Raw genomic sequence first — 23738 nt, 5'->3', positions numbered from 1 at the left:
AGTATGAAGATTCCATTTTTAAACCTAAAAGAAATTAATGCCAGGCATCGGGATGAGATAATTGGTTCCGTCACTTCAGTCATTGATTCAGGCCATTATATCCTCGGCGAGCGGGTTTCCGCATTCGAAAAAGAATTTGCCGAGTATTGCGGGACCACATACTGCGTTGGCGTGGGCAACGGGTTGGAAGCTCTTGTTTTGATCATCCGCGCGTACAAAGAGCTTGGTATATTTAAGGAAGGCGACGAAATCATCGTGCCTGCGAACACGTACATCGCAACCATTCTTGCAATTACGGAAAATCGGCTCAAGCCGGTTTTGGTTGAGCCGGATATTAATACGTATAATCTTGACGCTAGTCTCATTGAACAGTATATAACCAAAAAAACAAAAGCCATACTTGTGGTTCATTTATATGGCCTGGTTGGTTATTCGGCACAGATACAGGAGATTGCGGATAAGCACGGTTTGAAAATTATAGAAGATGCGGCACAGGCACACGGAGCTGCATATCAAGGCAAGAAAGCCGGTTCCTTGGGAGATGCCGCGGGATTCAGTTTTTATCCCGGAAAGAATTTAGGGGCCTTAGGCGATGCGGGCGCGATTACTACGAATGATGATGCACTCGCCGAAACACTTCGCGCCTTAAGAAACTACGGGAGCCATAAAAAATACTACAACCAGTACCAAGGGATGAACAGCCGATTGGACGAACTACACGCCGCTATATTGTCCATTAAACTTAAATACTTGGATGCAGATAACCAAAAAAGGCGCGCCATCGCCAGGCAATACGCGGAACGTATTGCAAACCAAAGATTAATACTGCCCTCTACAGAGAGCGATGAATCGCATGTGTGGCACCTATTCGTGGTACGCACAAAAGAGAGGGATGCGTTTCAGGAGTATTTGTCAACGCAAGGGATTGGGACTATTATTCACTATCCGGTTTCTCCCCACAAACAAGCAGCATTTGCCGACTGGGCCACCCAGCAGTATCCGGTGAGCGAAGCAATACACGCAACAGCCATCAGCATTCCCCTCTATCCGACATTAAGCAGAGAGGCGATAGATACAGTCATTGCGGCATGCAATAGGTACGCTCCATGATTAACCACAACCCATGAGCTTTAACTCACCACTTTTTTTTCTTTTTCTCGTGATTGTATTTTTGGCGTACTGGAGGATGCACAGAAAAGAGCAGAATCTATTTCTGCTCTTTTCGAGTTACGTGTTTTACGCATGGTGGGATTGGCGGTTCTTGTCGCTCATCCTCATTTCAAGCGCAACGGATTTTATTGTGGGCCAAAAGCTTTATAGCGCACAAACGCGCCGCGCAAAAAAGCACTGGTTTCTGGTAAGTATTTTGGTGCACCTTTCGCTCTTGGGATTTTTTAAGTACTTTAATTTTTTCGTGGAATCACTGCAAAGCCTGCTCGCAGTCGCCGGATTCACGGATGCGTCGCTTTCCACACTGCATATTATACTGCCGGTAGGAATCAGTTTCTATACGTTCCAAACACTAAGCTACAGCATTGAGCTGTACCAAGGGAAAATACGCCCAACCCGTGACTGGGTGCAGTTTTTCGTGTTTGTTTCGTTTTTTCCCCAGCTGGTTGCGGGCCCCATTGAGCGCGCCTCCCATTTGTTGGGGCAGTTTAAGGAAAAGCGTGTTTTTGAATTGGCAAAAGCCTATGATGGCGTGCGCCAAATACTATGGGGGCTTTTTAAGAAAGCGGTGATTGCTGATAACATAGCCGCAGTGGTTGAGCTCGCATACAGGAACCCGGAGACTATTGCCGGGCCCCAGCTTTTTGCGGCTACTGTTTTTTTTGCGGTCCAGATATACTGCGACTTTTCCGGGTATTCGGACATAGCAGTTGGCACGGCTCGCTTGTTCGGGATTGATTTAAGCAGAAACTTCCGGTATCCGTATTTTTCAAAAAACATTTCAGAATTCTGGAGCCGATGGCACATTACACTCACCTCGTGGTTTCAGGATTTTATTTTTGTTCCACTATATATGCGCATTTCGCGCATTAAGGACATTGCCCGTTTTGCTCCGGCAGTTCGCCATAGCGTTTCTTTTTATCTTGCCACTATTATTGGGCTTTCTCTGTTGGGGTTATGGCACGGAGCTGCCTGGACGTTTATTGTGTTCGGATTTTCACAGGCTGTATTTATTATTGTATACCATGCAATTAAAAAGTACTGGGATCGGATGGGCGGATTTTTGCAAATTTCACTTACCTTTTGCATGGTGCTGGTTGGGTTTGTTTTTTTTAGGGCGCAGTCTCTTTCAGAAGCGCTGCATATTTTTGGCACCATAGCCGCCGACGCATCTCCTGAGATGGTTGCCATATTTTTCGCTCCCATGTTTGTTAAAAAAACAATCATGGCGGTGTTGTTTGTGCTGGTGGAATGGAAACAGCGCACCAAAGAGCATGTGCTGCGCATTGAAAAGGCGCCCGTGTTGGTTCGGTGGGGAATTTACTACGCCATTATTCTGTGTTTACTCCTTTTGGGTAATTACGATTACCATCCGTTTATCTATTTCCAGTTTTAGGATATATATATGCAATACACTGTAGATATCCGAGCGTTCCTTAAAACCATGGCATTGTTTTTTGCCCCGGTTTTTGCTCTGGTGGGTTTTGGAATTTTTTTGGCAATTGCCTCCGGTGAAGTTACTACATTGCAGAGTGTTGTAGACAAACAGGCGCGGCCCGAGGAATATTTGTTCGCGCGGCGGGTTGTTTCCGAAGAAACCGCAAAGTACAAGTATTTCAATGTACAGCAGCAGGATGTTGATGTTCTTGCGCTTGGTTCCTCCCGTGTTTTGGAACTGCGACAGGAGGTGTTTGGCGGCGCGTATATTTTTTATAATGCAGGCAATATGCTTATCAGCCTCAGGGATCTAATTGATTTTATTGATATTCTTAAAGAAGAAGATGCGCCGGATATTATTATCCTGGGGGTGGACATGTGGTGGTTTGACAGCTCCCGCATTGAGACGCGGGCGTTTGCAAGAGAGCATGTGAGAGGGGAAGAGGCATACAATTGGCGTTCCTACCTCTACGCAAGCCGGCATTTGTTTACTGCGTTATTGAAAGACCCTTCTTATGTGGCTGCGGTATTTACCAGAAAGGATCCACTTACCAATAATCACGCAATCGGCATTGCGGCTATTGAGAACGGCGACGGATTCAGGCGGGACGGGAGCCGGCAGTACGGCACCTATGTGCGCATGATGCGTGAGGATCCCTCATATGTTGACCGGGAAACCAACCCCGTGGTGGAGCGCGCGGAAAACGGATACCCGCCTTTTGAGCTTGAAAGCTCTTTTGATGAGCGCGGCGTTGCGTTGCTGGATGAGTTTCTGGAAAAAGCCCAAAAGCGCGGCATAACGGTTATTGGAGTTGCGGGTCCGTTTGCGAGCGACGCATACCAGGCGATTATACATTCGCATTATGCTCCGTTTGCAAGCGCTTTCTCGGAACAAATTCCGCCGGTTTTTACGAAGCGCGGATTCCCGTTTTTCGATTTTTCGGACATCAGCGCATGGGGGCTTGAAGATACTTACATGCTGGACGGGTTCCATGCAACCGAGACGGGCATATCCATTTTGTTTACGCACATACTCGATGCATTGTGCAGCGGGGACATATTTGAAGATTGCGCATCCCTGCGCGCCCGGCTTACGAATGTGTTGGAGGATCCGCGCACCACGCCCGCTGAAATGTATTGGGAGGCCGCGCTGGACTGATTGGCGCAGTGTGTTATATTTTAAATAGAACTGCATATGATAGGAATTGACATTATTGCTGTCCGCCGTTTTATCAAGCTTGCGCAGGGTGATTTTCCGCATTGGAAAAAGTTTTTTACGCACGAGGAATGGGAATACGCATTCAACCGCCCGAATCCGTCCGCGAGTTTGGCCGGGTTGTACGCCGCGAAAGAAGCGCTTATGAAAGCTGCGGGCGGGGATCTGGTCGGCAGGTTTGACCGCATTTCCGTTGCGCACCAAAAGGACGGCACGCCCCGTGCCTGCATCGACGGGGAGACGAGCAAACACTTCTATATAAGCATTAGCCACACCGACGAAACCGCGGTTGCGGTTGCGGCGCGCTATGCATAAAACAACATACCATGCAGCGTTGCTTTCTAATTTCACCGTTAAAGGGGTGGAAGAAAAGCTGCGCCAACAGGCCGCGCGTTATGGCATCCCAATCCAGGCGTACCTCGGGGAGTATGGGCAGTGGCAGCAGGAAATTTTAGGAGAGGAGTTGTACGCGTTTAAACTGGATATTATTTATCTGGTAGTGGATTTTGAGGATGCCGTGAGCCAAATATCCCTGATTGACCAGCTGTGCTTTAAAACTTCGGCAAAAATAATTGTATGCACCAAAGTTGACGAATCTGCGGCAGATACAGCGGTAAACGAGGAGCTTGTGCGCCGGTTTAAAAACAATACGCAGGTGCATGTTTTTGATTTCAACCGTTGGATTGCGTCTCTCGGTAAGGACGCCTACTGGAACACAAAGTACCGCGAGCTTGCCGATATGCGGCTCGCGCCGCATGCGTTTGAGCTTTTTGCAAACGAGCTTGTCGCATATCTGGTGCCGCTTGCCGGGAAAACAAAAAAGTGTCTGGTGCTGGATTTGGATAATACGCTCTGGGGAGGTGTTATCGGAGAAGATGGGCTCTCCGGCATCGCGCTTTCGCCGAGTGGCGCGGGATCGCCTTTTTACGAATTCCAGCGTGCCATTAAGCAATTACAGGAGAGCGGCATTATATTGGCCATCAACAGCAGGAATAACGAAGCCGACGTTGCGGAGGTGTTTGCGAAGCATAGGCATATGCTGCTTACGGAAGACGATTTTGCGGCAGCCCGCATTAACTGGAGCAACAAGGCGCAGAACATGCAGGAGCTGGCGCAGGAGCTGAACATCGGCCTTGAGAGCATGGTGTTTATTGACGATGATCCGCGCAATCGGGAACTGGTTGCGTCCGCGCTTCCCGAGATGGCGGTGATTGATCTTCCGCGCGATCCGCGGGAGTACGTGTCTGCGCTGCGTTCGTATAAAGGATTCACACGGTTCAGCATTACAGACGAGGACCGCAAAAAAGCGCATATGTATGCCGACGAAAAAAAAAGGAGAAAGCTTAAAGAGAAATCTATTGACCTTGAAAGTTTTTTGCGGGGGCTCCGGATGCGCATTAACATCCACCCGATCCTCGACGAACATGTTGCCCGCGCTTCGCAGCTTACCCAAAAAACTAACCAGTTCAATCTTACCACGCGCCGGTACCAAGAAGAGGTGCTGGGAGATAGACACTTTGCTGCTTTCGTGTAGAATTCTAGGAAAGAGGATAGAGTGCCAGTTTTTTGGGACGGTCTTGAACCAGCTTAAAGAGATTGCGGCAAAAAAGGTGGTTGGGAAATATCTGCCAACCCGGAAAAATAGCCAGGTCCGTGACTTTTACCGAGATTTCGGGTTTGTAGCACAAGCAGGCGCATCCGGAGAGGAAGACATCTGGGAACACGATTTAAGTGATTTTACGTTTGAGCCGCTGGATTTTATTAGCACATCGGTTGCGCCTTATGAATAAAAAATTATATCTGATTTTGTCGGAGATTCTCGGCATCTCCGCAGAGGACATTACAGAAGAAACATCTGTAGATAACACGCCGAGCTGGGATTCGTTTAACGGACTCATGATTGTGGCAGAGCTTGAAAAATCTTATGGGGTTACGTTTACTATTGACGAAGTTGTTTCCGTTAAAAAGGTCGCAGACATTAAAGCGGCGCTTGATAAATACGCTGTTGAGTATGAGTGCTAATTGGGGCAATAGTAACGTCGGCGACCGGGAATCATTTAACATTACTATAACGCGGGGCATGGTAACGGATTTTGCGTCGCTTACCGGCGACAAGAATCTTCTGCATGCTGACCGCGTTTTTGCACAGGAAAAGGGATTTGATGATTGCGTGGCGCATGGTATGCTTCTTGCTTCTTTATTTTCCCGGCTCGTGGGCATGTATTTTTTGGGGAATGATAATATGTACCTTTCGCAAACCGCCGAATTCCGGAAGCCGGTGTTGGTCGGAGATGTAGTTACGGTCGCCGGGGAGATAACCGAAAAACTTGAATCCGTGTCCCTGCTGCGGATTAAAACTACCATTACCAATGCGCAGGGCGAAATCGCAGTTTTAGGAGAGGCAAAAGTAGGTGATAGACATTATGGCGGATAATAGTATACAAACCACGCTCATCATAGGCGCGTCCAGCTCCTTTGGGAAAGTTATCAGTGAGCGCCTTTTTAAGACAGGCCATAGTTTGGTGCTTACACATTCAGGGGTAGGGGAGTACCGCCCGCCAAAAGGCATTGTTGGATCGGTTATGACGCTTGATGTAACCGACCCAGATGCCGTTGATTCAGTATTGTCGGACTGCGATCCGGTTAATAATGTCGTATACTCGGTTGCCGCTCCGATTGAGTTTAAAAAGTTTTCTCAAGAGAGTTGGGAGGATTATGAGGCGCACTGGCAGACACAGGTAAAAGGATTGTGGCATGTCGCGCAGGCCTTGCTTGCCCACAAGCACCCATTGCGCCGAATTTTTGTATTAGGTTCGGCAATTACGAACCATTCCATGCCGCGTCTGGGCCCATATCTTACGGCAAAGCATGCTTTGGTTGGGTTGTGCGAGGCGCTTGGGCTTGAGCTTAAATATAGGGGAATTATGGTAACCCAATATTCCCCAAATGCCACAGGAAAGGGCCTTTCAAAAGATTTTCCCCGGGTAATGCTTGAGATGGAGGGGTCTTTTGCGGAAAAATTAACTCCGGAAGACATAGCTGTGGATATCGAAAAAGAGTGTCGGCAATAGGGCTGTCTGGACACTAAGTATAATTGGTTTTTTGTTTGATATTTTTTATTAACAATGACACCTTTTGACACTTTTTGACACTTTTGGTAGTATTGGTATATCACTATAGTTATCCACAATATGGTTCAAGAAATCAAAGAAAATGCGGTTTATACGACCCAGGAGGCCCAGGATTTGCTTAAGATTAGCGAAAGTACGGTAAAACGCCTACTAAAACGGGGAATTTTACGTGCCAACAAGGTCGGCGGACAGTATCGTATTATGGGCAAGGAAATTTTGCGCCTCATATCACCTGAATTAGAAAGGAAGTCCGAAGATATATATATGAAAATTAAAAAGCGGGCTGTGGATGTCATCAACAAGTGGCCGCAGTAAGGGGTCGTATGCGCCTGCTCTATATCACTAATTCGCGGATGCCCACGGAAAAGGCGCATGGTCTGCAGATTGCGAAAACCATCGAAGCCCTCGTGCGGGCAGGGTGTACGGTCAGATTATTGATTCCGAGCCGGAAGAACCACATAAAAACAAATATCGCGGATTTTTACAATATTCAGGACGGATTGATGAGCATCGCGCGCGTGCCGGATGTTGTCCGCCTTTTGCAGTACGTAAGTGAATCGCTCTATTTTCCGCTTCAGCGAGTATGGTTTGCGCTTGTTGCGTTTTTCTGCGGCCTGTTCTGGCGCGGAACCGTATACTCTCGCGACATTACTGCAAGTTTTCTCCTGGCGCTCGCCGGGAAGCAGATTGTATATGAAGATCATCAGCCGAAAAGTCGATTTAAGGAATTGTACGAGTTTTTTTTAAAGCGCATCCCTAAAAAAGTAGTGGTTGCAAGGGGGTTGGTTGATGAGTACCGCGCAATGGATATTCCAGAAGCATCGTACGTATGTGCTCCGAATGGTGTTGATATCGCGGAGTTCGATGCGGTGAGTCGGGACGCATCACTCTGGAACCGGGAGTTTGGAATCAAACCTGGAATGCCGGTCGCGCTGTACGTTGGCCATTTCTATAGTTGGAAAGGGGTGTACACGATTGTGGATGCGGCCAAGGACATTCGCGCTGCCGTGGTCTTGATAGGGGGCACCAAAGAGGATTACGCGAAAGTAGCGCAGTACGTCAAAGAATGCAGTATTTCAAATACGTACCTCCGCTCATTCACGCCGCATAAGGAGGTGATACGATTTATAAAATCAGCTGATGTGCTCCTACTCCCTAATACCGCGCACGAGGAGCGCTCGCAGAAGTACACCACACCCATTAAGCTGTTTGAGTACATGGCGTCTGGAGTGCCTATTGTAGCCAGTAGTATCGCCAGTTTTACCCCGTATTTAGCACACAATAAAAATGCGCTGTTATGCGAGCCGGATAGTCCGGATGATCTCGCCCGTTCAGTTAATCGAGTTATGCGCAACCCGGATCAGATTAAACATTTGCCGCGCGCGGCGCGCGAATCAGTCAAGCAGTATACCTGGGATAGCCGCGCGCGAATGATAATGGATTTTATATGAAAGCCGTAGTTGTACAATCCCCAGGCGAAGTTGTTGTCAAGGACGTGCCAGATCCGGTTGTCGGAGATTATGATGTTTTGTGCGAAACACTGGCGGCTTCGGTGTGCGGCGCCACTGATTTCCATATCGTTCATAATGATCCCTATCATAATGTTAGGTACCCGGTAATTTTAGGGCATGAGGGTATAGGTAAGGTGATAGAACGGGGGAAAAAAGTCAAAAATTTTAAAAAAGGTGATGTTATAACGCGGATAATCAATCGTTTGCCTCGCGATAGCGGATATGAAATGCAGTGGGGCGCTTTTGCCGAAAAGAGCATTGCTACCGACTGGCAAGCTATGCGCGACGACGGCCTGGACGCGTCTCTGTGGCATGCATCAACAATTCACCGCGTTTTGCCGGCTGGTTTTGACCCGATTGAGTCAACTATGATTATTACCTGGCGCGAAACCTTTTCGTTCCTAAAGAGAATTGAACCCAAAGCCGGACAAGTCGTTTTAATCATCGGTTCTGGAGCAACTGCGTTTGCTTTTGCAGACCATGCTCGCAATCTTGGTTTAATTCCAGTCGTAGTCGGCAGTCCTGGCAGGAAAGAGTTATTTAGCAAGGCAAACACAAAGCTGTACATTTCTTACCAAGACACGGACTATGTTCGCGCCATCGCATCGGAATTGAACTCTGGAGCAGATATCATTATTGATGCTGTTGGCAAAAGCAAAACTTTGAACCATGTACTCCCTTTACTCAAAAAATCCGGGAGAATAGGGGTATATGGCTTGGATGAGTATCTGGATTACAAAATAGACATAGCCCAAGTGCAAGGAGATTTCAATTATTACGATGGCCGCACCTATGACGAGGGTTCAGCGCACGATGCTATTATTCATTTTATTAAAAATAAAAGATTAAACGCCTGGGATTACCTTGATAAAAATCACGTCTATCCGCTTGAAAAAATCGAGGACGCTCTTGCCGCCGGTAAAACCAGGAAAGTACTGAAAAGCGTTATTAGATTTTAATTGCATGATGAGCTCTTCAATTAAAAATTTAAGCAAGCGCTGGGATTTGGGAGACGTTAAAAAAATCAGGCGTTTTAAGTCCGGCCAAGTTAATGAATCATATTACGTCAAAACTGGACAGGGGGAATATGTACTAAGAATATACCGATACAAAAAGGAAAAAGAGATTGCTTTTGAAACTTCCCTACTGGGGCGCCTTACGGGGTTGCCCGTACCGGAGATTGTTCCTGTACGCGGCAAAGAGATTATTAAGGTTGGTTTGTACCCGGCAATTATTTATAAATATATTCCAGGAGAGAGTTTAAAGAGTATTACTTTAAATCAAAGAAAAGATGTAGGTAAAACCTTAGCCGAAATCCACAGCAGGACCAAGGATTTTAAATGGTCGGGTAAAAGAAATGAATACTATAACTTTACGAGCAACAAAATAAATTTATTCTCCCGGACAGTTGCTAAAAGCAGAATTCCTTTAAAGGGAAGATTTCAGGAAATCAAAGATGATATTATCAGATACAGATTAAGTTTAAGCCTGCCAAACGGCGGAATTCATGTTGATATAAAGCCGGAAAATGTATTGTTTTACAAAGGAAGGCTGAACGGTATTATTGATTTTGATAATTCGTATATTGGCCCGCTAGTCCTTGATTTGGCAAAAACGATGATGTGGTTTGGTCTGTACGATAAAAAGATGAATCTTACATACGCAAGAGATATTTATAGGGGGTATAAAAGCGTACGAAAACTTACGGCCCTTGAATATGAAGCATTATATAAAACAATTATGTTTGCGTATGCCAGCCATTTATTTGATGTCTTTTATATGGCATCTCTAAAGAAAAATACAATGCGATATTTTAGATTTTTAATGAATAATCTTTATTCCAGCTACAAAAATTTTACTGTCTCAAAACAAGATTTTTATGAATACATTGCCTAAAATTAACATACGCGATTTGCGCGAGCGGCTGCAAAAAACAGCTCCAGAAGGGGCGCGCGAAACCTTTGTTGCAAGAACAATCCGTTTTTTTTCCATTTACGTCACCCGGCTGCTTATCCCGACCCCCATTACGCCGAACATGATTACTGTAATCGGCGTTCTGGTGTATCTTGCGGGCATCTCGATGTTTGTTTTTTCCGGTTTGCGGGAACAATTGATCGGCGTTGGTTTGGTGTATGGTTCCATTATTCTAGATGCCTGTGATGGGGAGGTGGCTCGCTGGCGCAAAAATACCGGCTTTGCGGGGAGTGCGTTTGTGGAGCCGTTCAGCCATGACGTGCAATACGCTTTCCTGCTCGCGCCGCTTGCTATTGGCGTGTATATTGCAACGCAGGATATAATCATCTTCGCTGTCGGATTTGTTGGAACATTGGCAAAGCTGTTGACCCGATTTTTACAGGTGAGAATGGATGGATTGATGTCCTTACAAGCATCTGAATCATGGGCCACGTCAGCGCAGTCCGTCCCGAATAAAATGTCTTTCAGCCGCTGGGCATATTGGATTGTCAACCGGAATATATTCAGTTCGGTTGGCATGGTTCTACCACTGCTTGTTTTTACCCTTCTCGGCCGGATTGATATCTTTGTCTGGATGTATGCAATTGGCTTTTTGGGAATACTAGTGCTGCAGTCAGGCAGGAAGGTAGCGCTTATTAATCGCATGAATAAGAGTATATGATCGGAATTATTTTGGCTGCCGGCCGCGGCCAAAAAATTAATGTGCTCGATACGCCAAAGCCACTTTTGCGGGTGTACGGCAAGCCGCTTATTGTTCGGCAGATTGAGCTTTTACAGGAGGCCGGGATACGTGATATTGTGATTGTTGTTGGCTCGTATGCTGCTCTCGTACGAACGGTTGTGAATGAATTTAGTGGTACGGATGTAAACATTCGATATGCCGAAGAGCCGAATGATGATGCCGGTATTTTGCATTCTTTTTCCCGTGCCGCGGAATTTGTCGAATCAGAATGCGTTGTTACTTCCTGCGACCTTGTGTTTGAAAATAATCCCTATCGCGCATTGTCAAAAAAATCTGATGTTGAAGTGCTTGTTGCTAAACACAAAAAAGAGAACGAGTTTTCCGGAGCTCCGGTTTTTGTCAAGACACGGTTTAAAAAACTGCTGAACATGGGCAGAGACATTGCTTCATACGATGCCCTGCATGCCGGAATTCATTATTTTACGAAAAAAGGGATTACTGATTTTTTGGAAATTGCTCGAGCCATGGATCCACATAAAGAATCATCCGAAGTGATTATGAATCTGCATCAAGCGGCGCCGGTAAAAATTTCATTTTTGCCGGACATGCAGTGGTTCGATATAAACGCTGCCGACACCTTGCTTCGCGCCGAAATGTTTATGCGGCGCGCGCATGCGCATGTAGGGCCCGCTCACGAGTTGGCGACACTTAACGATATTGTTCCTACAACTTCGTTTACACATACCAAGACGCAAGAAACCGGCATTATTATAGAACCCGGAATTTTAAAACAGTTAGATAAGGTTCGGATTATAGGTCCCCAACGCGCTGGATCGCACCACATTATTATAACCGACGAAAATGTAGATGCTCTTTTTGGGGATAGCGTGCTCTTGCAATTACAGAACGCGGGGTACCGTGTTGCCAAGTTTGTAATTCCGGCTGGGGAACAGAGTAAAAATATGTCAATATACAATGATCTTGCAGAGAGAATTATCGCGCTCGGGATAGATGAGCAGTCGATCATTTTCGCTCTAGGCGGCGGCGTTGTGGCGAATGTTTCGGGCTTGCTGGCCGCCACTTTGTACCGCGGAATCGGGCTCATACATCTTCCGACTACGATTATGAATATGCTCGATGTATCCATTAGTTTAAAACAAGGGATTAACGGGCAAAAAGGAAAAAATCTCGTGGGTAACTACTATCAGCCGCTCCTTGTGGTTATAGATCCGGCGCTATCCATCCCCGATTCGTTGGTTCGCGACGGGATATCGGAAGCAATTAAGCATGCCATATGCCAGGACCGTGATTTTTATGAGTATCTTCTTAACAACGCGGACAACGTTGCTGATGTTGCATTCCGAAAAGAAGTCATTGAACGGACGATCCAACTTAAAATTGAATTGATGCACGAAGACATGTTCGAGCACAAACGTGCTATGATTCTGCAGTATGGCCATGAGGCGGGGCACGCAATTGAGTTTCTCTCCCGTTTTGATCTCTCGCACGGGCAATCAATTGCAATCGGCATGCGCGTTTCGGCGGAACTCGCAACCTTAATGGAAGCCGGGGAAGATACTGTGGATGCGCATAAGGATATTTTCCGCGCGTATCAGTTGCCATGCAGAATTCCGGAGTACATTAATGCGCAAACAATACTTGATGCGCTTAAGTATAATAAAAAAACAGTAGCCAACGAAGTACGGTTCGTTCTGCCCGATACTATCGGCAAAGCTTGGAAAATAAAAGGCGAGTATGGAATTCCATGTCCCGTAGAATTAATTAAGAAAGCAGTAGAGAATAGCTATGGAGAATAAGTTTACCGCTGTTATTCTTGCCGCTGGCATGGGTACGCGACTGGGTGATCTGACCAAAGACCAGCCCAAAGCACTCACCATGGTGTGTGGTAGGCCTATTATTGAGTACTCAATCGCGTTTGCGCGCGCTTTGAATCCCGAGAAAATCGTGGTGGTCGGTGGGTTCCAGTTTGACAAGCTGAAAGAGGCCGTAGCTTCAATTGATAGGGATGTTGTGCTGGTTGAGAATGCGGAATACGCAACAACAGAACCGCTTGCAAGCCTCGCGAAGGCGCGCGATGAAATAGTCGGCGGATGTATTACGTACAATGGTGATTATATTTACGATAAAAGCATTGCCGGAACTGTTAAAGAACATCTTGACGACCGCATAAAAGTATTCGGCACGAGCCATGAATCGGACGAAATGCAGCTGGACATGATGGTGCGAGTGGATGAACGCAATACGGTTATTAACATGTCTAAGGGGCTTGATACGCACGATTATTATTTTAACAGTATGTGGTATTGTCCGGAGGGGCAGGTTGCGGCATTTTTTGAGAAGGTGGATGATGTTCTGAAGAAAGATAACAACCAGAAGGCGTCTGTTGAGCGTGGTATTTTGGAGTATGTATCGGGCGGCAATAACCCGGCCACGATGGTTGACCTCGGGCCGGTGCGATGGATAGAGATTGACACCAAAGAAGAGTTGTCCCGCGCCGCGGGATTCATTGAGCGTAACTTTAAAGACAATAATTACTTTGTGCCAAAGGGCTCAAGCATCAATCCGAGAGAATCAAACATTAATAAACATATATTAAGAAAATGCAGACGGCTCTTTTGGAATGATCCCAAAAAGATACTATTGTATCCAATTATCAAGAAGGTATTTCCGTACACTTTGGCCGGGTATCGGGTGCTGGGGCAAGTATGCGACGCGGTTGATCATATAGAAAAAAAGGGCATACCGGGTTCCATTGTAGAAATGGGATGCTGGAATGGCGGTATGGGCGCATTAATGGCGTGGCGTGTTAAACAGCATGGAAAAACGAGGCGTGTCTGGCAGTTTGATTCGTTTGAAGGGCTGCCTGAATTCAGCACAGCAGATAAGGATAAGGCAATTCAGAAAGGCGTGCCATTTTCTGATGAGCATCTTGGCAAGCGAAGCACAACCGGCGTGTTCAAAGGAGAGTATAAAAAGGCGCAGGAAATTACGCATTCGCTTGGGGTTGACGACATTGTCTCCATCGAGAAGGGGTGGTTTCAGGATACGGTTCCAGAAGCAAAACGGAAGATTGGGGACATTGCGCTGCTGTTTGTTGATGCGGATATTTATGAATCAACCAAGTATTGCCTAGACGAACTCTACGATTTAGTGGTTCCGGGGGGCATGGTTATCCTTGACGACTACGAAACTTGGACCGGTGCGCGCAAGGCAGTGTATGAATTTTTTACAGAAAGAGAAGTGTACCCGTCCATTCGGTATTATCCGCATGGCGGCCGCCCATTTTTCATAAAATAGTAATCATTAGCATACACACCTATGTTCCATCGCAACCGTTTTTATCTCATTCTTGGAGTCGTTACGTACGCCCTTTCTTTTCCTGTCGCGGCCCAGGCGTACCTGGACGCAGGCACGGGAAGCTACCTTGTTCAGCTTGCGGTTGCGTTTGTTGCCGGAGGACTTTTCATGGTCAAGATATTCTGGCACAGGGTAGTAGCTTTTTTTATCGGCGGCAGCAAGAATAAAGTAACCAGAGAAGACAAAGAGCGCTAGTATGCATGTTGTTACCGCACATCCCAGCTCATTCCGCGACCCAAGTGGGTTTATATATACGGATTCACAGAGCGGAGCGCTCTTCCGGCAGGTGAACAAATCCTACCAGGAGCACTATGACGCGCTCATGTCGTCCGGTCTTTATCGTGAGCTCGTTGCAAGCAGGCAGCTCATTGAGCACAAGGAATTGCCCGCGGAGGAGTCGCCCCGGCACGAAGAACGGTATAAAGTTATTCATCCGAGGAGAGTTCCTTTTATCTCATACCCTTTTGAGTGGAGCTTCAGCCAGCTCAAAGACGCGGCGCTGCTTACGCTCGCCATTCAAAAGAAAGCTCTGGAGCACGGCATGGTTCTCAAAGATGCGAGTGCGTACAACATGCAATTTTTAGATGGAAAACCGATTCTTATTGATACGCTTTCGTTTGAAAAGTATGCCGCAGGCAGCCCTTGGATTGCGTACCGCCAGTTCTGCCAGCATTTTCTAGCCCCACTCGCACTTATGGCCTATACAGACATACGGCTTAGCCAGTGGCTTAGGATACATATGGATGGAGTGCCTCTGGATCTTGCAAGCGCACTATTGCCGTTCCGTACGTATTTTTTGTTCGGTCTGCTCTCGCATATCCATTTGCACGCCAAAAGCCAGGCGCATTTTTCAGGCAAAACCTCTACTGCTGCCCAGCGCCAGATGCGCAAAACGTCACTGCTGGGTTTGTTGGATAATTTGGAATCCGTCGTGCGGCGTTTGCGCTGGCGCCCGCGCGGTACCGAGTGGGCTGAGTATTATACGTTTACCAATTACTCAAATGAATCTTTTGAACACAAGAAAAAGCTTACGGCCGCATTTTTGGAAAAAAGCGGAGCACGAAGTGTTTGGGACGTGGGCGCGAATGATGGAACCTTTAGTAGGATTGCGAGCACTCGCGGCATTGCAACCGTCTCGTTTGATTATGATCCGGCATCAGTGGAAAAAAATTACCTCCGGATGCGGCGCGATAACGATGCGCGCCTATTACCGCTTTTAATGGACGTGCTTAACCCGAGTCCTGATCTCGGCTGGGAAAACAAAGAGCGCGATTCTTTGATTATGCGCGGTCCGGCTGATTGCACGTTCGCGCTCGCGCTTATCCATCATTTGGTTATATCCAATAATGTGCCATTGACCCGCATTGCTTCCTTTTTCAGCAGCATTGCCCGCCACCTTATTATTGAGTTTGTTCCAAAAAGCGATTCGCAAGTGCAAAAGCTTTTGGCAACCAGGCGGGATATTTTCCCGGACTACACGAAAGAATCCTTTGAACGCGAATTCAGCGCATATTTTTCAATCATGGAACGAGCGCCGATTGCCGGCTCGGAACGAATATTATATCTCATGAAAAATAATCATGTAACGCGCAATGCATAACAATATGTTTTTCTCACGTTTTTCACTTAAACGCTCACTTTCCATCGCGCATCCGTTTCTGCTCGCAATATTTCCATTTTTGTTTTTCTGGACCAACAATCCCGCAGAACTTGACTTTTCAAATGTTATTATTCCCATCCTCATGACGCTTGGCATTACGGCAATTGTACTGATCAATGCATACCTGTTGCTGAAAAATCCGCATAAGGCGGCTGTGGGCACCTCGCTGCTACTCATATTCTTTTTTTCGTATGGGTACATCTACGAAGCATTGCTCGAGTTCTCCATTGGCGGTGTTGAATTGGGCAGGGCGCGCTATGTACTGCCTACGTATGGTATTGTATTTGTCACTTTGACGATATCCGTAATCGTTACTCGTAAGCGATTGCGCCTCCTTTCTGAATTTTTGAATGTGGTTGCGGTAGCACTCATAGCGATATCCTTATTTTCAGTTATTCCGGGCTTATTCAAGGAAAAGACTTTCGTACCCCACGCATCTGTTGTTAATTCCGTATCAGTAGCTGATTCCGGCGCAGCAGCATCAAAACCGGATATTTACTATATCATTCTTGATGCCTACGGCAACGAGAAAACGTTGCGCGACTATTATAACTACGATAACAGTTCTTTTATATCGGCATTAAGGAACAGGGGCTTCTATATCCCCGATAAAAGCACCAGCAATTTTGCAGTTACCCATGTTTCTCTTTCTTCTTCGCTTAACATGGAATATGTCAATTATCTGACCGATGTTGTTGCAGGCAAGGACAGAAATTTTGACGCAACCGGCCCGCTTATCGAGAACAACAAAGCTTCGCAGTTTTTGAAAAGCAGGGGGTATTCGTATGTTAATTTCAGGTCAATCTGGGGCCCGCGGCGGCTGAACCCATATGCAGACGCTAATTTTCAAGGAGGAAAATTTGATGAGCTTTCAATGTTGATTATCAATACAACTTTGTTGCGGGCTGGACTTTTATATCCCCCAATACACGCGTATGTATTTAGTGACTATCGTGAGCAGATATTGTATCAATTTAATCAGCTCGCGCAAATGCCTGAGTTTACAGACGTGGAAGGACCAAAGTTCTTATACGCACATATTATGGCTCCGCATCCACCATTTTTGTTTGGACCAAATGGAGAACCTGTGCTGGATACGCCACTACAATTGGCGCCTGAAAATTTTGGCTGGAGTGAAGACGAGAAGCAGCGCTATATAAATCAAGTCACTTTTGTAAACAAAAAAGTTTTGGCATTGGTCGATCAACTACTTACAAAATCAGAGACCGAGCCGATTATTATTATCCAGGGTGATCATGGTCCGTGGTCTACCGCTGGAGAGGATCGATCAACTGGGCGATTTTATAGAGAGCGAATGCGCATCTTGAATGCATATTATATGCCAGGGAATGGAGAGACGAATTTTTATGAAACCATTACGCCAGTAAATACGTTTCGAATTATTTTTAATACGTATTTCGATGGTGATTTCGATATATTGAAAGATAGAAATTATTTTTCCGACTCTGTATCAAATCACAAAACACCGTTTCAGTTTATTGAAGTGACTAGTGATGCGACAGATTGGTCGGAGTAAATAGCCTATGAGTATCTTTCCTCGAGACAACAGAATCAATGACATTATCCGGCTGTCGCGCCGCGCTTTTGGACGGTACAAACTTCAGATTATCCTGTTGACTGGGCTGGGATTTTTAAGCGGGCTTTTGGAAGGTGTTGGTATAAACGCCATTATCCCTCTTTTTTCTTTCATTGCCGGCGGAGATCAAGGAAGCGACATTATTTCCAGGGCGATTAGGCAAGTGTTTTACTATGCGCATATTGATTTTAATCTGGCGTATATACTGATTTTCATCTCCGGCATGTTTGTTTTGAAAGCTGTGGTGCTCGCATTTTTCAATTATGTCCAGATTAAGATTCAAACCGATTATGAAGAACGGACCAGAAACGAGCTCTATGGCGCAACATTCGCTTCCAACTGGGAGCATCTTTTAAAACAGAAGTTGGGGCACTTGGAAGTTATTTTAATGAACGATGTAACGCACGGCGCGCAGATGCTGAAACTTATCAGCACGTTCATTATGGTTACTACCGGCTTAATGATGTATGCAGTGATAGCCATAAATATTTCTCCCTCCGTATCGCTTATTACGCTTACTCTGGGCGGAGTGCTTATCCTGCTCTTGAAGCCGCTCATGTATCGAACCAGAATGGCGGCGCACAAGACAGCCGCCATGAATAAAGAAGTCCAGCATTTTGTCAGTGAAAACCTTCTCGGCATGAAAACAGTGAAGGCAATGTCCGTGGGTCAACAGGTGGTTCGGAAAGGAGCTGGTTACTTTGCCGATCTAAGGAAACTAAGAATCATCGTCTTCTTGTTAAGCAGTGTTTCAAGCATCATCATGCAGCCCATGAGCCTTATTTTTATCAGCGTTGTTTTTTTTGTTTCTTATCAGACCCCCTATTTCAACTTCGCCGCTCTGGCGGCTATTATCTATCTGATTCAGAGAATGTTCCAGTACATACAACAGTTTCAGGGCGCGCTGCATTCTATGAACGAATCCGTTCCATACCTCAAAAGCGTACTTGAATACCGGGACAGGTCGCATAGCGTGTCAGAAATAGATTCCGGCAATGAGCGTGTTGTCTTTAATCATGCATTGGAGTTTACGAATGTTTCCTTTCGGTACAGTGATAGCCAAAACGTCTTAGATGCGGTGAGTTTTTCGGTGGGAAAAGGGGAAATGGTTGGGTTGATTGGCCCTTCCGGGGCGGGAAAAACCACACTGGTTGATCTGCTGCTCCGGTTATTTAATCCGGAGAATGGCTCCATTACTCTGGACGGGAGAAACATTACTGAGTTTGGCTTGCGGGAATGGCGCAGGAATATAGGGTATGTGTCTCAGGATTTATTTCTTATGAATGATACCATTGCCAACAATATTAGGTTCTACAGCAACACGCTTACACAAAGAGACGTTGAGCAGGCAACTCGCATGGCTCATATGTATGATTTTATCCAAGGGCTCCCTAATGGATTTGAAACCGTTATTGGCGAACGAGGTGTTATGCTCTCGGCGGGGCAGCGGCAGCGGATTATTATTGCCCGCGTTTTGGCGAGGAGTCCAAAAATACTCGTTTTAGACGAGGCGACAAGTTCTCTAGATAACGAATCCGAGGCAAAGATACAGAAAGTCATTGAAAATCTCAAAGGTAAAATTACAGTTCTAGCCATTGCGCACCGTCTTTCCACTCTGCGCAATTCCGACAAACTCATTGTTCTTGATAACGGTAAGATTATTGAACAGGGGAGTCCGAAAGAGCTTCTCAAAGACAAAGCGTCTTATTTCTACAAGGTCTATAACATCAGAGATTAAGATTGTATGGATAAAAAGATTTTTATCATAGGCTTTTCAACCCCCATACTCAAAGATGTTGCGTTGCATCTGCGTGATGTGGGCGCGCGCATTATCTATTGGCAGGGATACCGCGATTATTTTAAAACCATCGCGGCGGATAAAGAGCATTTTTCGGGCACCATTTTCCATTACGCGAATGATGCAATCCGGAATATCCCGCCACAGGAAATTGACGTATCCAATTTTGAGCCCCCAAGCAAAGAGCTCATAGAAAAATTGTATCCCTATGAGGGGACTGCGTTGCTGCTTATAAGCAGGATTGATTACTCCGCATGGCCGCTTCCCAAAAAACTGGATTTATATTACCGGTATATCCAGTTTTGGCAGGGTATGATTAAAAGATTCAAGCCGGACGCGATTCTGTTTCCTGATGTGCCGCATAACGGCAATAATTACGTTCTCTACGCGCTTGCCAAACGGCGCAATATTAAAGTTATTATTAGCGAGCAAATTGCCGTGGAAAGCAGAACCACCCTTGTTGATGACTATACAACATCTTCATTGGCAATACGAAATTATTATGACGCGCATAAAGACACAGCCTACAAAGTGGAAGATTTAAGCCCTGATTTGCGCTCGTATTATGGAAAACACAGTAATTCGGTTGCCGATGCAACTCCGGAATACCAAAAGCGCGCGCTCGCACGGCCCGCGCCATTTCGCACTCCGGGCGTTCGGACGATCCTGAAGCACCTTTTGCGTTTGAGCATCTTGCGTGTGGGTTTCTCGTACCTGCGGATGATTTTTATGAAAAATGAAGAGCAAACATTAGATGCGCCTATGCGCGGGTTTAGATACAAGCTGCGCATTAACCAATGGGTAAAACAAAACCGATTACTGGAAAAAGAATATGCGCGATTACATGTTATTCCGGATTTTTCCAAAAAATTTGTGTACATGCCTCTGAACGTCCAGCCGGAGCGGACCACCTGCCCGCAGGCGGGCGTGTATGACGACCAGTTGTTGATGGTGGAGACGGTAGCGCGTTCTTTGCCTGCGGGGTGGAAGTTATATGTTAAAGAAAACCCCAACCAGCTTCGGCCGTCCAATGCTTTTTCGCGCCTGTATCGGCATCCGGGGTATTATGAGCGCATTGCCGCTCTGCCAAATGTCAAACTGGTTCCCCTGGATACCTCAACCTATGATTTGATGCAACACTCCCAAGTCGTTGGAGTTGCCACCGGAACAGCGGGCTGGGAGGGGCTGTTGCGCGGAAAACCGGCTCTGGTCTTCGGTTCGGTGTGGTATATGTACTGCGATGGCGTGTTCAGAATTGCTGACCTTGATTCCTGCCGAACTGCGCTTTCTAATATTGCCGCGGGTTATACACCGGACAAGCAAAAGGTGTTGAATTACCTTATTGCCTTGGATTGCAACAGCATACGCGCCAGGCATTTCCGCACGCTTCGGTACGACGAGAAGGAATACAAAAAAGAAGATTTTATAAGCCACGACGATAATCTTACTAACTTATCCAAAGCCTTGTCCAGCGCTTTGGGTCTTTAATCAGAACGATATGGATACTACTTTACAAAACGCTTCCATACTTATTACCGGAGGGACAGGATCTCTCGGCCATGCGCTGGTGAAAGTGATTCACGAGCAGTATCCCGGCGTGCGGAGAGTTGTTATTTATTCGCGTGACGAGCTTAAGCAGTACGAAATGGCCAAGCAGTATCCGGCCGGGGAGTACGGACGCGACGCCAAAATGCGCTACTTTATCGGTGACGTGCGCGATCAGGCCCGCCTGCGGCGGGCCATGGAAGGCATTGATTACGTAATCCATGCCGCGGCCTTAAAACAGGTTACTACCGCCGAGTACAATCCGTTTGAGTGCATACAGACCAACATTATGGGCGCGCAGAACGTGATTGAGGCGTGCCTTGATTCCAGTGTTAAAAAAGTTGTGGCGCTCTCCACAGATAAGGCGGCAGCGCCTATTAACCTGTACGGAGCATCTAAACTGTGTTCGGACAAGCTGTTTGTGGCAGCCAATAACTTTAAAGGCAGCCGGGACATTGCATTTTCCGTAGTTCGCTACGGCAATGTTATGGGAAGCAGGGGGAGCGTGATCCCGTACTTTATCGAGCGGCAGGGTTCGGGCGTGCTGCCAGTTACGGATCCGCGGATGACGCGTTTTAATATTACCGCAGAACAGGGCGCGCGTTTTGTCCTGGAAACCCTAAGCCGCATGTGGGGCGGGGAGATATTTATCCCAAAGATCCCAAGCTACAAAATTACGGACCTGGCAACCGCGGTCGCGCCTGACTGTAAACAGGAGGTAATCGGCGTCCGCCCCGGCGAAAAACTGCACGAAGAAATGATAACCGCAAACGATTCGCTTTCGGCGGTGGATTTTGGCGACCGTTTCGCTATTATGCCATCCCGAAAAAAGTGGTCCGAAGAGGAATACATTCAAGAATTCGGAGGCAGCAGATGCGCAGAAGGGTTTGAGTATACAAGCGACAAGAACAAAGAATGGCTTTCGGCTGAACAGCTTAGGGAGCTGATTAAAGTACACGTCGACGGCGGTGAGAATATATGATTACCTTAGGCATTATAGGATTAAACGAAGGCAACGGGCATCCGTTTTCGTATTCCGCGATTTTTAACGGGTATGATCCCGGCGAGCTGGAAAAGCGCTGTCCGTATGAGCTGATCCGCGAATATTTGCCCCGTGAGCACCGCAACGAGAACATGCTTGATAGCGCGAAAGTCACGCACGTCTGGACGCAGGATAAGAAGCTTTCAGAAGATGTTGCCGCAGTATCAAAGATTCAGAATATCGTTGATAATTATACGGATTTAATCGGAAAGGTTGATGCGGTCATTCTTGCGCGGGATGATGTAGAGAATCATTTAGAGATGGCAAAGCCATTTTTAGAAAAGCGCGTGCCGCTGTTTATTGATAAGCAAATTGCGGCAACCAAGCAGGAGCTTGTCGAATTCGAAAAGCTGACCGGCCTGGAATATCCGTTTATGGCGGGCTCTAGTTCCCGGTTTACACGGGACGTTGCAAAAGCAAAAAAAGACATAGATCTTGGTTCTGTCCGGACAGTCCACGGCGTAAGCCGGGAATCGTGGATGCGGTATGGGCACCACTTACTTGAGGGAATTGCGGAGATATTCGGATTAGATATTGAGTCAGTCAAACCTCTGCCAGGCAAAAAAGATCACGATATTGTCCAAATTAAATATCGATCAGGTTTGAATGTGATACTGGAGTGCATTAAAGACGCGCATTTGCCCATTCAGTTCACGGTGTTTTCCGCAGACAGAGAGCCGTATGTTGTTCCGTTTACGGATTTCTTCTACAGTTTCCGCAAGATGCTGGAATCATTTGTGAATATGGTTGAAACCGGAAAAAGGCCGGTTTCGTATAACGATACCGTTAAGATAGCAAACGTAATTTTAGAAGGTCAGTATGCATATTAGGGATTTATATTCATTGCAGGGGAAATGTGCGGTGGTTATTGGCGGGGCCGGCAAAATCGGACTCCCCATCAGCGAGGCCTTGGCAGAGGCAGGAGCGAATGTGTGCGTTGCGTCCAAGAGTAAAGAACGGTGTGATGATGCGGCCGGCAGATTAAAGGCGCAAGGTCTGATTGCTGAAGGGTTTGCGATGGACCAGTCAGACGAGGCCAGCGTCGTATCGTGCTTGCAGGAGGTTACCAAGAAATTCAAGACGCCGGATATCCTGGTCAATTGTGCTGTGGAGCGGCCTATGAAGAAATTTTTTGACGATACCGTAGAAAATTGGGATCGCTCCATGGCCGTAAACGCCCGCGGCCTCTTTATCACCTGCCGTGCATTCGCGCGAGCAATGAAAGAGAAAGGCGGCTCAATTATCAACGTCAGCTCAATCTATGGATTGGTTGCGCCGGATCAGAATGTCTACCAAAGGACAGATTTGCAGACAGAGCCGGATTATCCGTATCACAAGGGCGGCATGATTATGTTTTCCAAGTATCTGGCTTCTCTGCTTGCAAAAGACGGCATCAGAGTTAACTGTATTGCGCCGGGCGGGTTGTTTAATAATCAGAGCGAGCGGTTTGTTGAGCAGTATACTAAAAAAGTTCCTCTGGGCCGCATGGCAGAGGCCGATGACATAAAAGGCGTTGTGGTTTTCTTGGCGAGCGATGCTTCGCGCTATATCTCCGGCGCGGTCATACCGGTTGATGGAGGGTTTACGATTACGTAAG

At 46.6% G+C, this 23738-nt stretch carries 24 protein-coding genes; all 24 read left to right on the top strand.

Annotation, left to right across the window (positions count from 1 at the left end; all coding sequences use genetic code 11):
- The first annotated feature begins 3 nt into the window (after window positions 1–3).
- The 24 genes from HYT31_00920 (at window position 4) to HYT31_00805 (ending at window position 23737) form a co-directional block, all read left to right on the top strand.
- The gene (locus tag HYT31_00920) at window positions 4–1110 is read left to right on the top strand and encodes a DegT/DnrJ/EryC1/StrS family aminotransferase (protein ID MBI2050351.1); all 1107 of its coding nucleotides are present in this window, start codon (window positions 4–6) and stop codon (window positions 1108–1110) included.
- Window positions 1111–1123: 13 nt separating this feature from the next.
- Window positions 1124–2566 carry an MBOAT family protein gene (locus tag HYT31_00915; GenBank protein ID MBI2050350.1) on the top strand — a complete coding sequence of 481 codons (1443 nt, stop codon included), beginning with the start codon at window positions 1124–1126 and terminating at the stop codon, window positions 2564–2566.
- A 9-nt stretch (window positions 2567–2575) separates the two neighbouring features.
- Window positions 2576–3766, top strand: a complete 1191-nt coding sequence (locus HYT31_00910) for a hypothetical protein (GenBank protein MBI2050349.1) — start codon at window positions 2576–2578, stop codon at window positions 3764–3766.
- A gap of 36 nt (window positions 3767–3802) precedes the next feature.
- Window positions 3803–4138, top strand: a complete 336-nt coding sequence (locus tag HYT31_00905) for a 4'-phosphopantetheinyl transferase superfamily protein (GenBank protein MBI2050348.1) — start codon at window positions 3803–3805, stop codon at window positions 4136–4138.
- Entirely contained in the window at window positions 4131–5357 is a 1227-nt protein-coding gene (locus HYT31_00900) for an HAD-IIIC family phosphatase (protein MBI2050347.1), read from the top strand. The genes HYT31_00905 and HYT31_00900 overlap by 8 nt, the downstream gene beginning before the upstream one ends.
- Before the next feature lie 43 nt (window positions 5358–5400).
- The gene (locus HYT31_00895; protein MBI2050346.1) at window positions 5401–5613 is read left to right on the top strand and encodes a hypothetical protein; all 213 of its coding nucleotides are present in this window, start codon (window positions 5401–5403) and stop codon (window positions 5611–5613) included.
- Window positions 5606–5845, top strand: a complete 240-nt coding sequence (locus HYT31_00890) for an acyl carrier protein (protein MBI2050345.1) — start codon at window positions 5606–5608, stop codon at window positions 5843–5845. The genes HYT31_00895 and HYT31_00890 overlap by 8 nt, the downstream gene beginning before the upstream one ends.
- Complete coding sequence (locus tag HYT31_00885; protein ID MBI2050344.1) at window positions 5835–6257, top strand: MaoC family dehydratase; 423 nt, start codon at window positions 5835–5837, stop codon at window positions 6255–6257. Before HYT31_00890 ends, HYT31_00885 begins: the two co-directional genes overlap by 11 nt.
- Window positions 6247–6894 (top strand): SDR family oxidoreductase, encoded by a 648-nt coding sequence (locus tag HYT31_00880; protein MBI2050343.1) that lies wholly within the window; start codon window positions 6247–6249, stop codon window positions 6892–6894. The genes HYT31_00885 and HYT31_00880 overlap by 11 nt, the downstream gene beginning before the upstream one ends.
- 120 nt (window positions 6895–7014) lie before the next feature.
- Window positions 7015–7269 carry a helix-turn-helix domain-containing protein gene (locus HYT31_00875; GenBank protein ID MBI2050342.1) on the top strand — a complete coding sequence of 85 codons (255 nt, stop codon included), beginning with the start codon at window positions 7015–7017 and terminating at the stop codon, window positions 7267–7269.
- Window positions 7270–7277: 8 nt separating this feature from the next.
- Window positions 7278–8405, top strand: coding sequence for a glycosyltransferase family 4 protein (locus HYT31_00870; GenBank protein MBI2050341.1), 1128 nt, complete (start codon window positions 7278–7280; stop codon window positions 8403–8405).
- Window positions 8402–9424 (top strand): alcohol dehydrogenase catalytic domain-containing protein, encoded by a 1023-nt coding sequence (locus HYT31_00865; GenBank protein ID MBI2050340.1) that lies wholly within the window; start codon window positions 8402–8404, stop codon window positions 9422–9424. Before HYT31_00870 ends, HYT31_00865 begins: the two co-directional genes overlap by 4 nt.
- Before the next feature lie 4 nt (window positions 9425–9428).
- Window positions 9429–10361: a phosphotransferase gene (locus HYT31_00860; protein MBI2050339.1), complete on the top strand. Its 933-nt coding sequence runs from the start codon at window positions 9429–9431 to the stop codon at window positions 10359–10361.
- A complete protein-coding gene (locus HYT31_00855; GenBank protein MBI2050338.1) occupies window positions 10345–11100 on the top strand; it encodes a CDP-alcohol phosphatidyltransferase family protein in 756 nt (251 codons plus the stop codon). The genes HYT31_00860 and HYT31_00855 overlap by 17 nt, the downstream gene beginning before the upstream one ends.
- Window positions 11097–12938 carry an NTP transferase domain-containing protein gene (locus HYT31_00850; GenBank protein ID MBI2050337.1) on the top strand — a complete coding sequence of 614 codons (1842 nt, stop codon included), beginning with the start codon at window positions 11097–11099 and terminating at the stop codon, window positions 12936–12938. Before HYT31_00855 ends, HYT31_00850 begins: the two co-directional genes overlap by 4 nt.
- On the top strand, window positions 12928–14439 hold the full coding sequence (locus HYT31_00845) for an NTP transferase domain-containing protein (GenBank protein ID MBI2050336.1): 1512 nt from the start codon (window positions 12928–12930) through the stop codon (window positions 14437–14439). Before HYT31_00850 ends, HYT31_00845 begins: the two co-directional genes overlap by 11 nt.
- A 48-nt stretch (window positions 14440–14487) precedes the next feature.
- A complete protein-coding gene (locus HYT31_00840; GenBank protein ID MBI2050335.1) occupies window positions 14488–14694 on the top strand; it encodes a hypothetical protein in 207 nt (68 codons plus the stop codon).
- Between the two features lies 1 nt (window position 14695).
- On the top strand, window positions 14696–16099 hold the full coding sequence (locus HYT31_00835) for an SAM-dependent methyltransferase (protein MBI2050334.1): 1404 nt from the start codon (window positions 14696–14698) through the stop codon (window positions 16097–16099).
- Between the two features lie 4 nt (window positions 16100–16103).
- Window positions 16104–17696 carry a hypothetical protein gene (locus HYT31_00830; protein ID MBI2050333.1) on the top strand — a complete coding sequence of 531 codons (1593 nt, stop codon included), beginning with the start codon at window positions 16104–16106 and terminating at the stop codon, window positions 17694–17696.
- A gap of 7 nt (window positions 17697–17703) precedes the next feature.
- Window positions 17704–19494, top strand: a complete 1791-nt coding sequence (locus HYT31_00825; protein ID MBI2050332.1) for an ABC transporter ATP-binding protein — start codon at window positions 17704–17706, stop codon at window positions 19492–19494.
- Between the two features lie 6 nt (window positions 19495–19500).
- On the top strand, window positions 19501–21042 hold the full coding sequence (locus HYT31_00820; protein MBI2050331.1) for a hypothetical protein: 1542 nt from the start codon (window positions 19501–19503) through the stop codon (window positions 21040–21042).
- Window positions 21043–21052: 10 nt separating this feature from the next.
- Window positions 21053–22081: a UDP-N-acetylglucosamine 4,6-dehydratase (inverting) gene (pseB, locus tag HYT31_00815; protein ID MBI2050330.1), complete on the top strand. Its 1029-nt coding sequence runs from the start codon at window positions 21053–21055 to the stop codon at window positions 22079–22081.
- Window positions 22078–22971, top strand: coding sequence for a hypothetical protein (locus HYT31_00810; GenBank protein ID MBI2050329.1), 894 nt, complete (start codon window positions 22078–22080; stop codon window positions 22969–22971). Before pseB ends, HYT31_00810 begins: the two co-directional genes overlap by 4 nt.
- Window positions 22961–23737, top strand: coding sequence for an SDR family oxidoreductase (locus HYT31_00805; GenBank protein MBI2050328.1), 777 nt, complete (start codon window positions 22961–22963; stop codon window positions 23735–23737). The genes HYT31_00810 and HYT31_00805 overlap by 11 nt, the downstream gene beginning before the upstream one ends.
- The last annotated feature ends 1 nt before the right edge of the window (window position 23738 follow it).

The sequence above is a fragment of the Parcubacteria group bacterium genome, assembly GCA_016181765.1.
Lineage (GTDB): Bacteria > Patescibacteriota > Patescibacteriia > UBA2169 > UBA2169 > CG10-46-32.
This window is presented reverse-complemented; position numbering and strand designations above follow the sequence as displayed.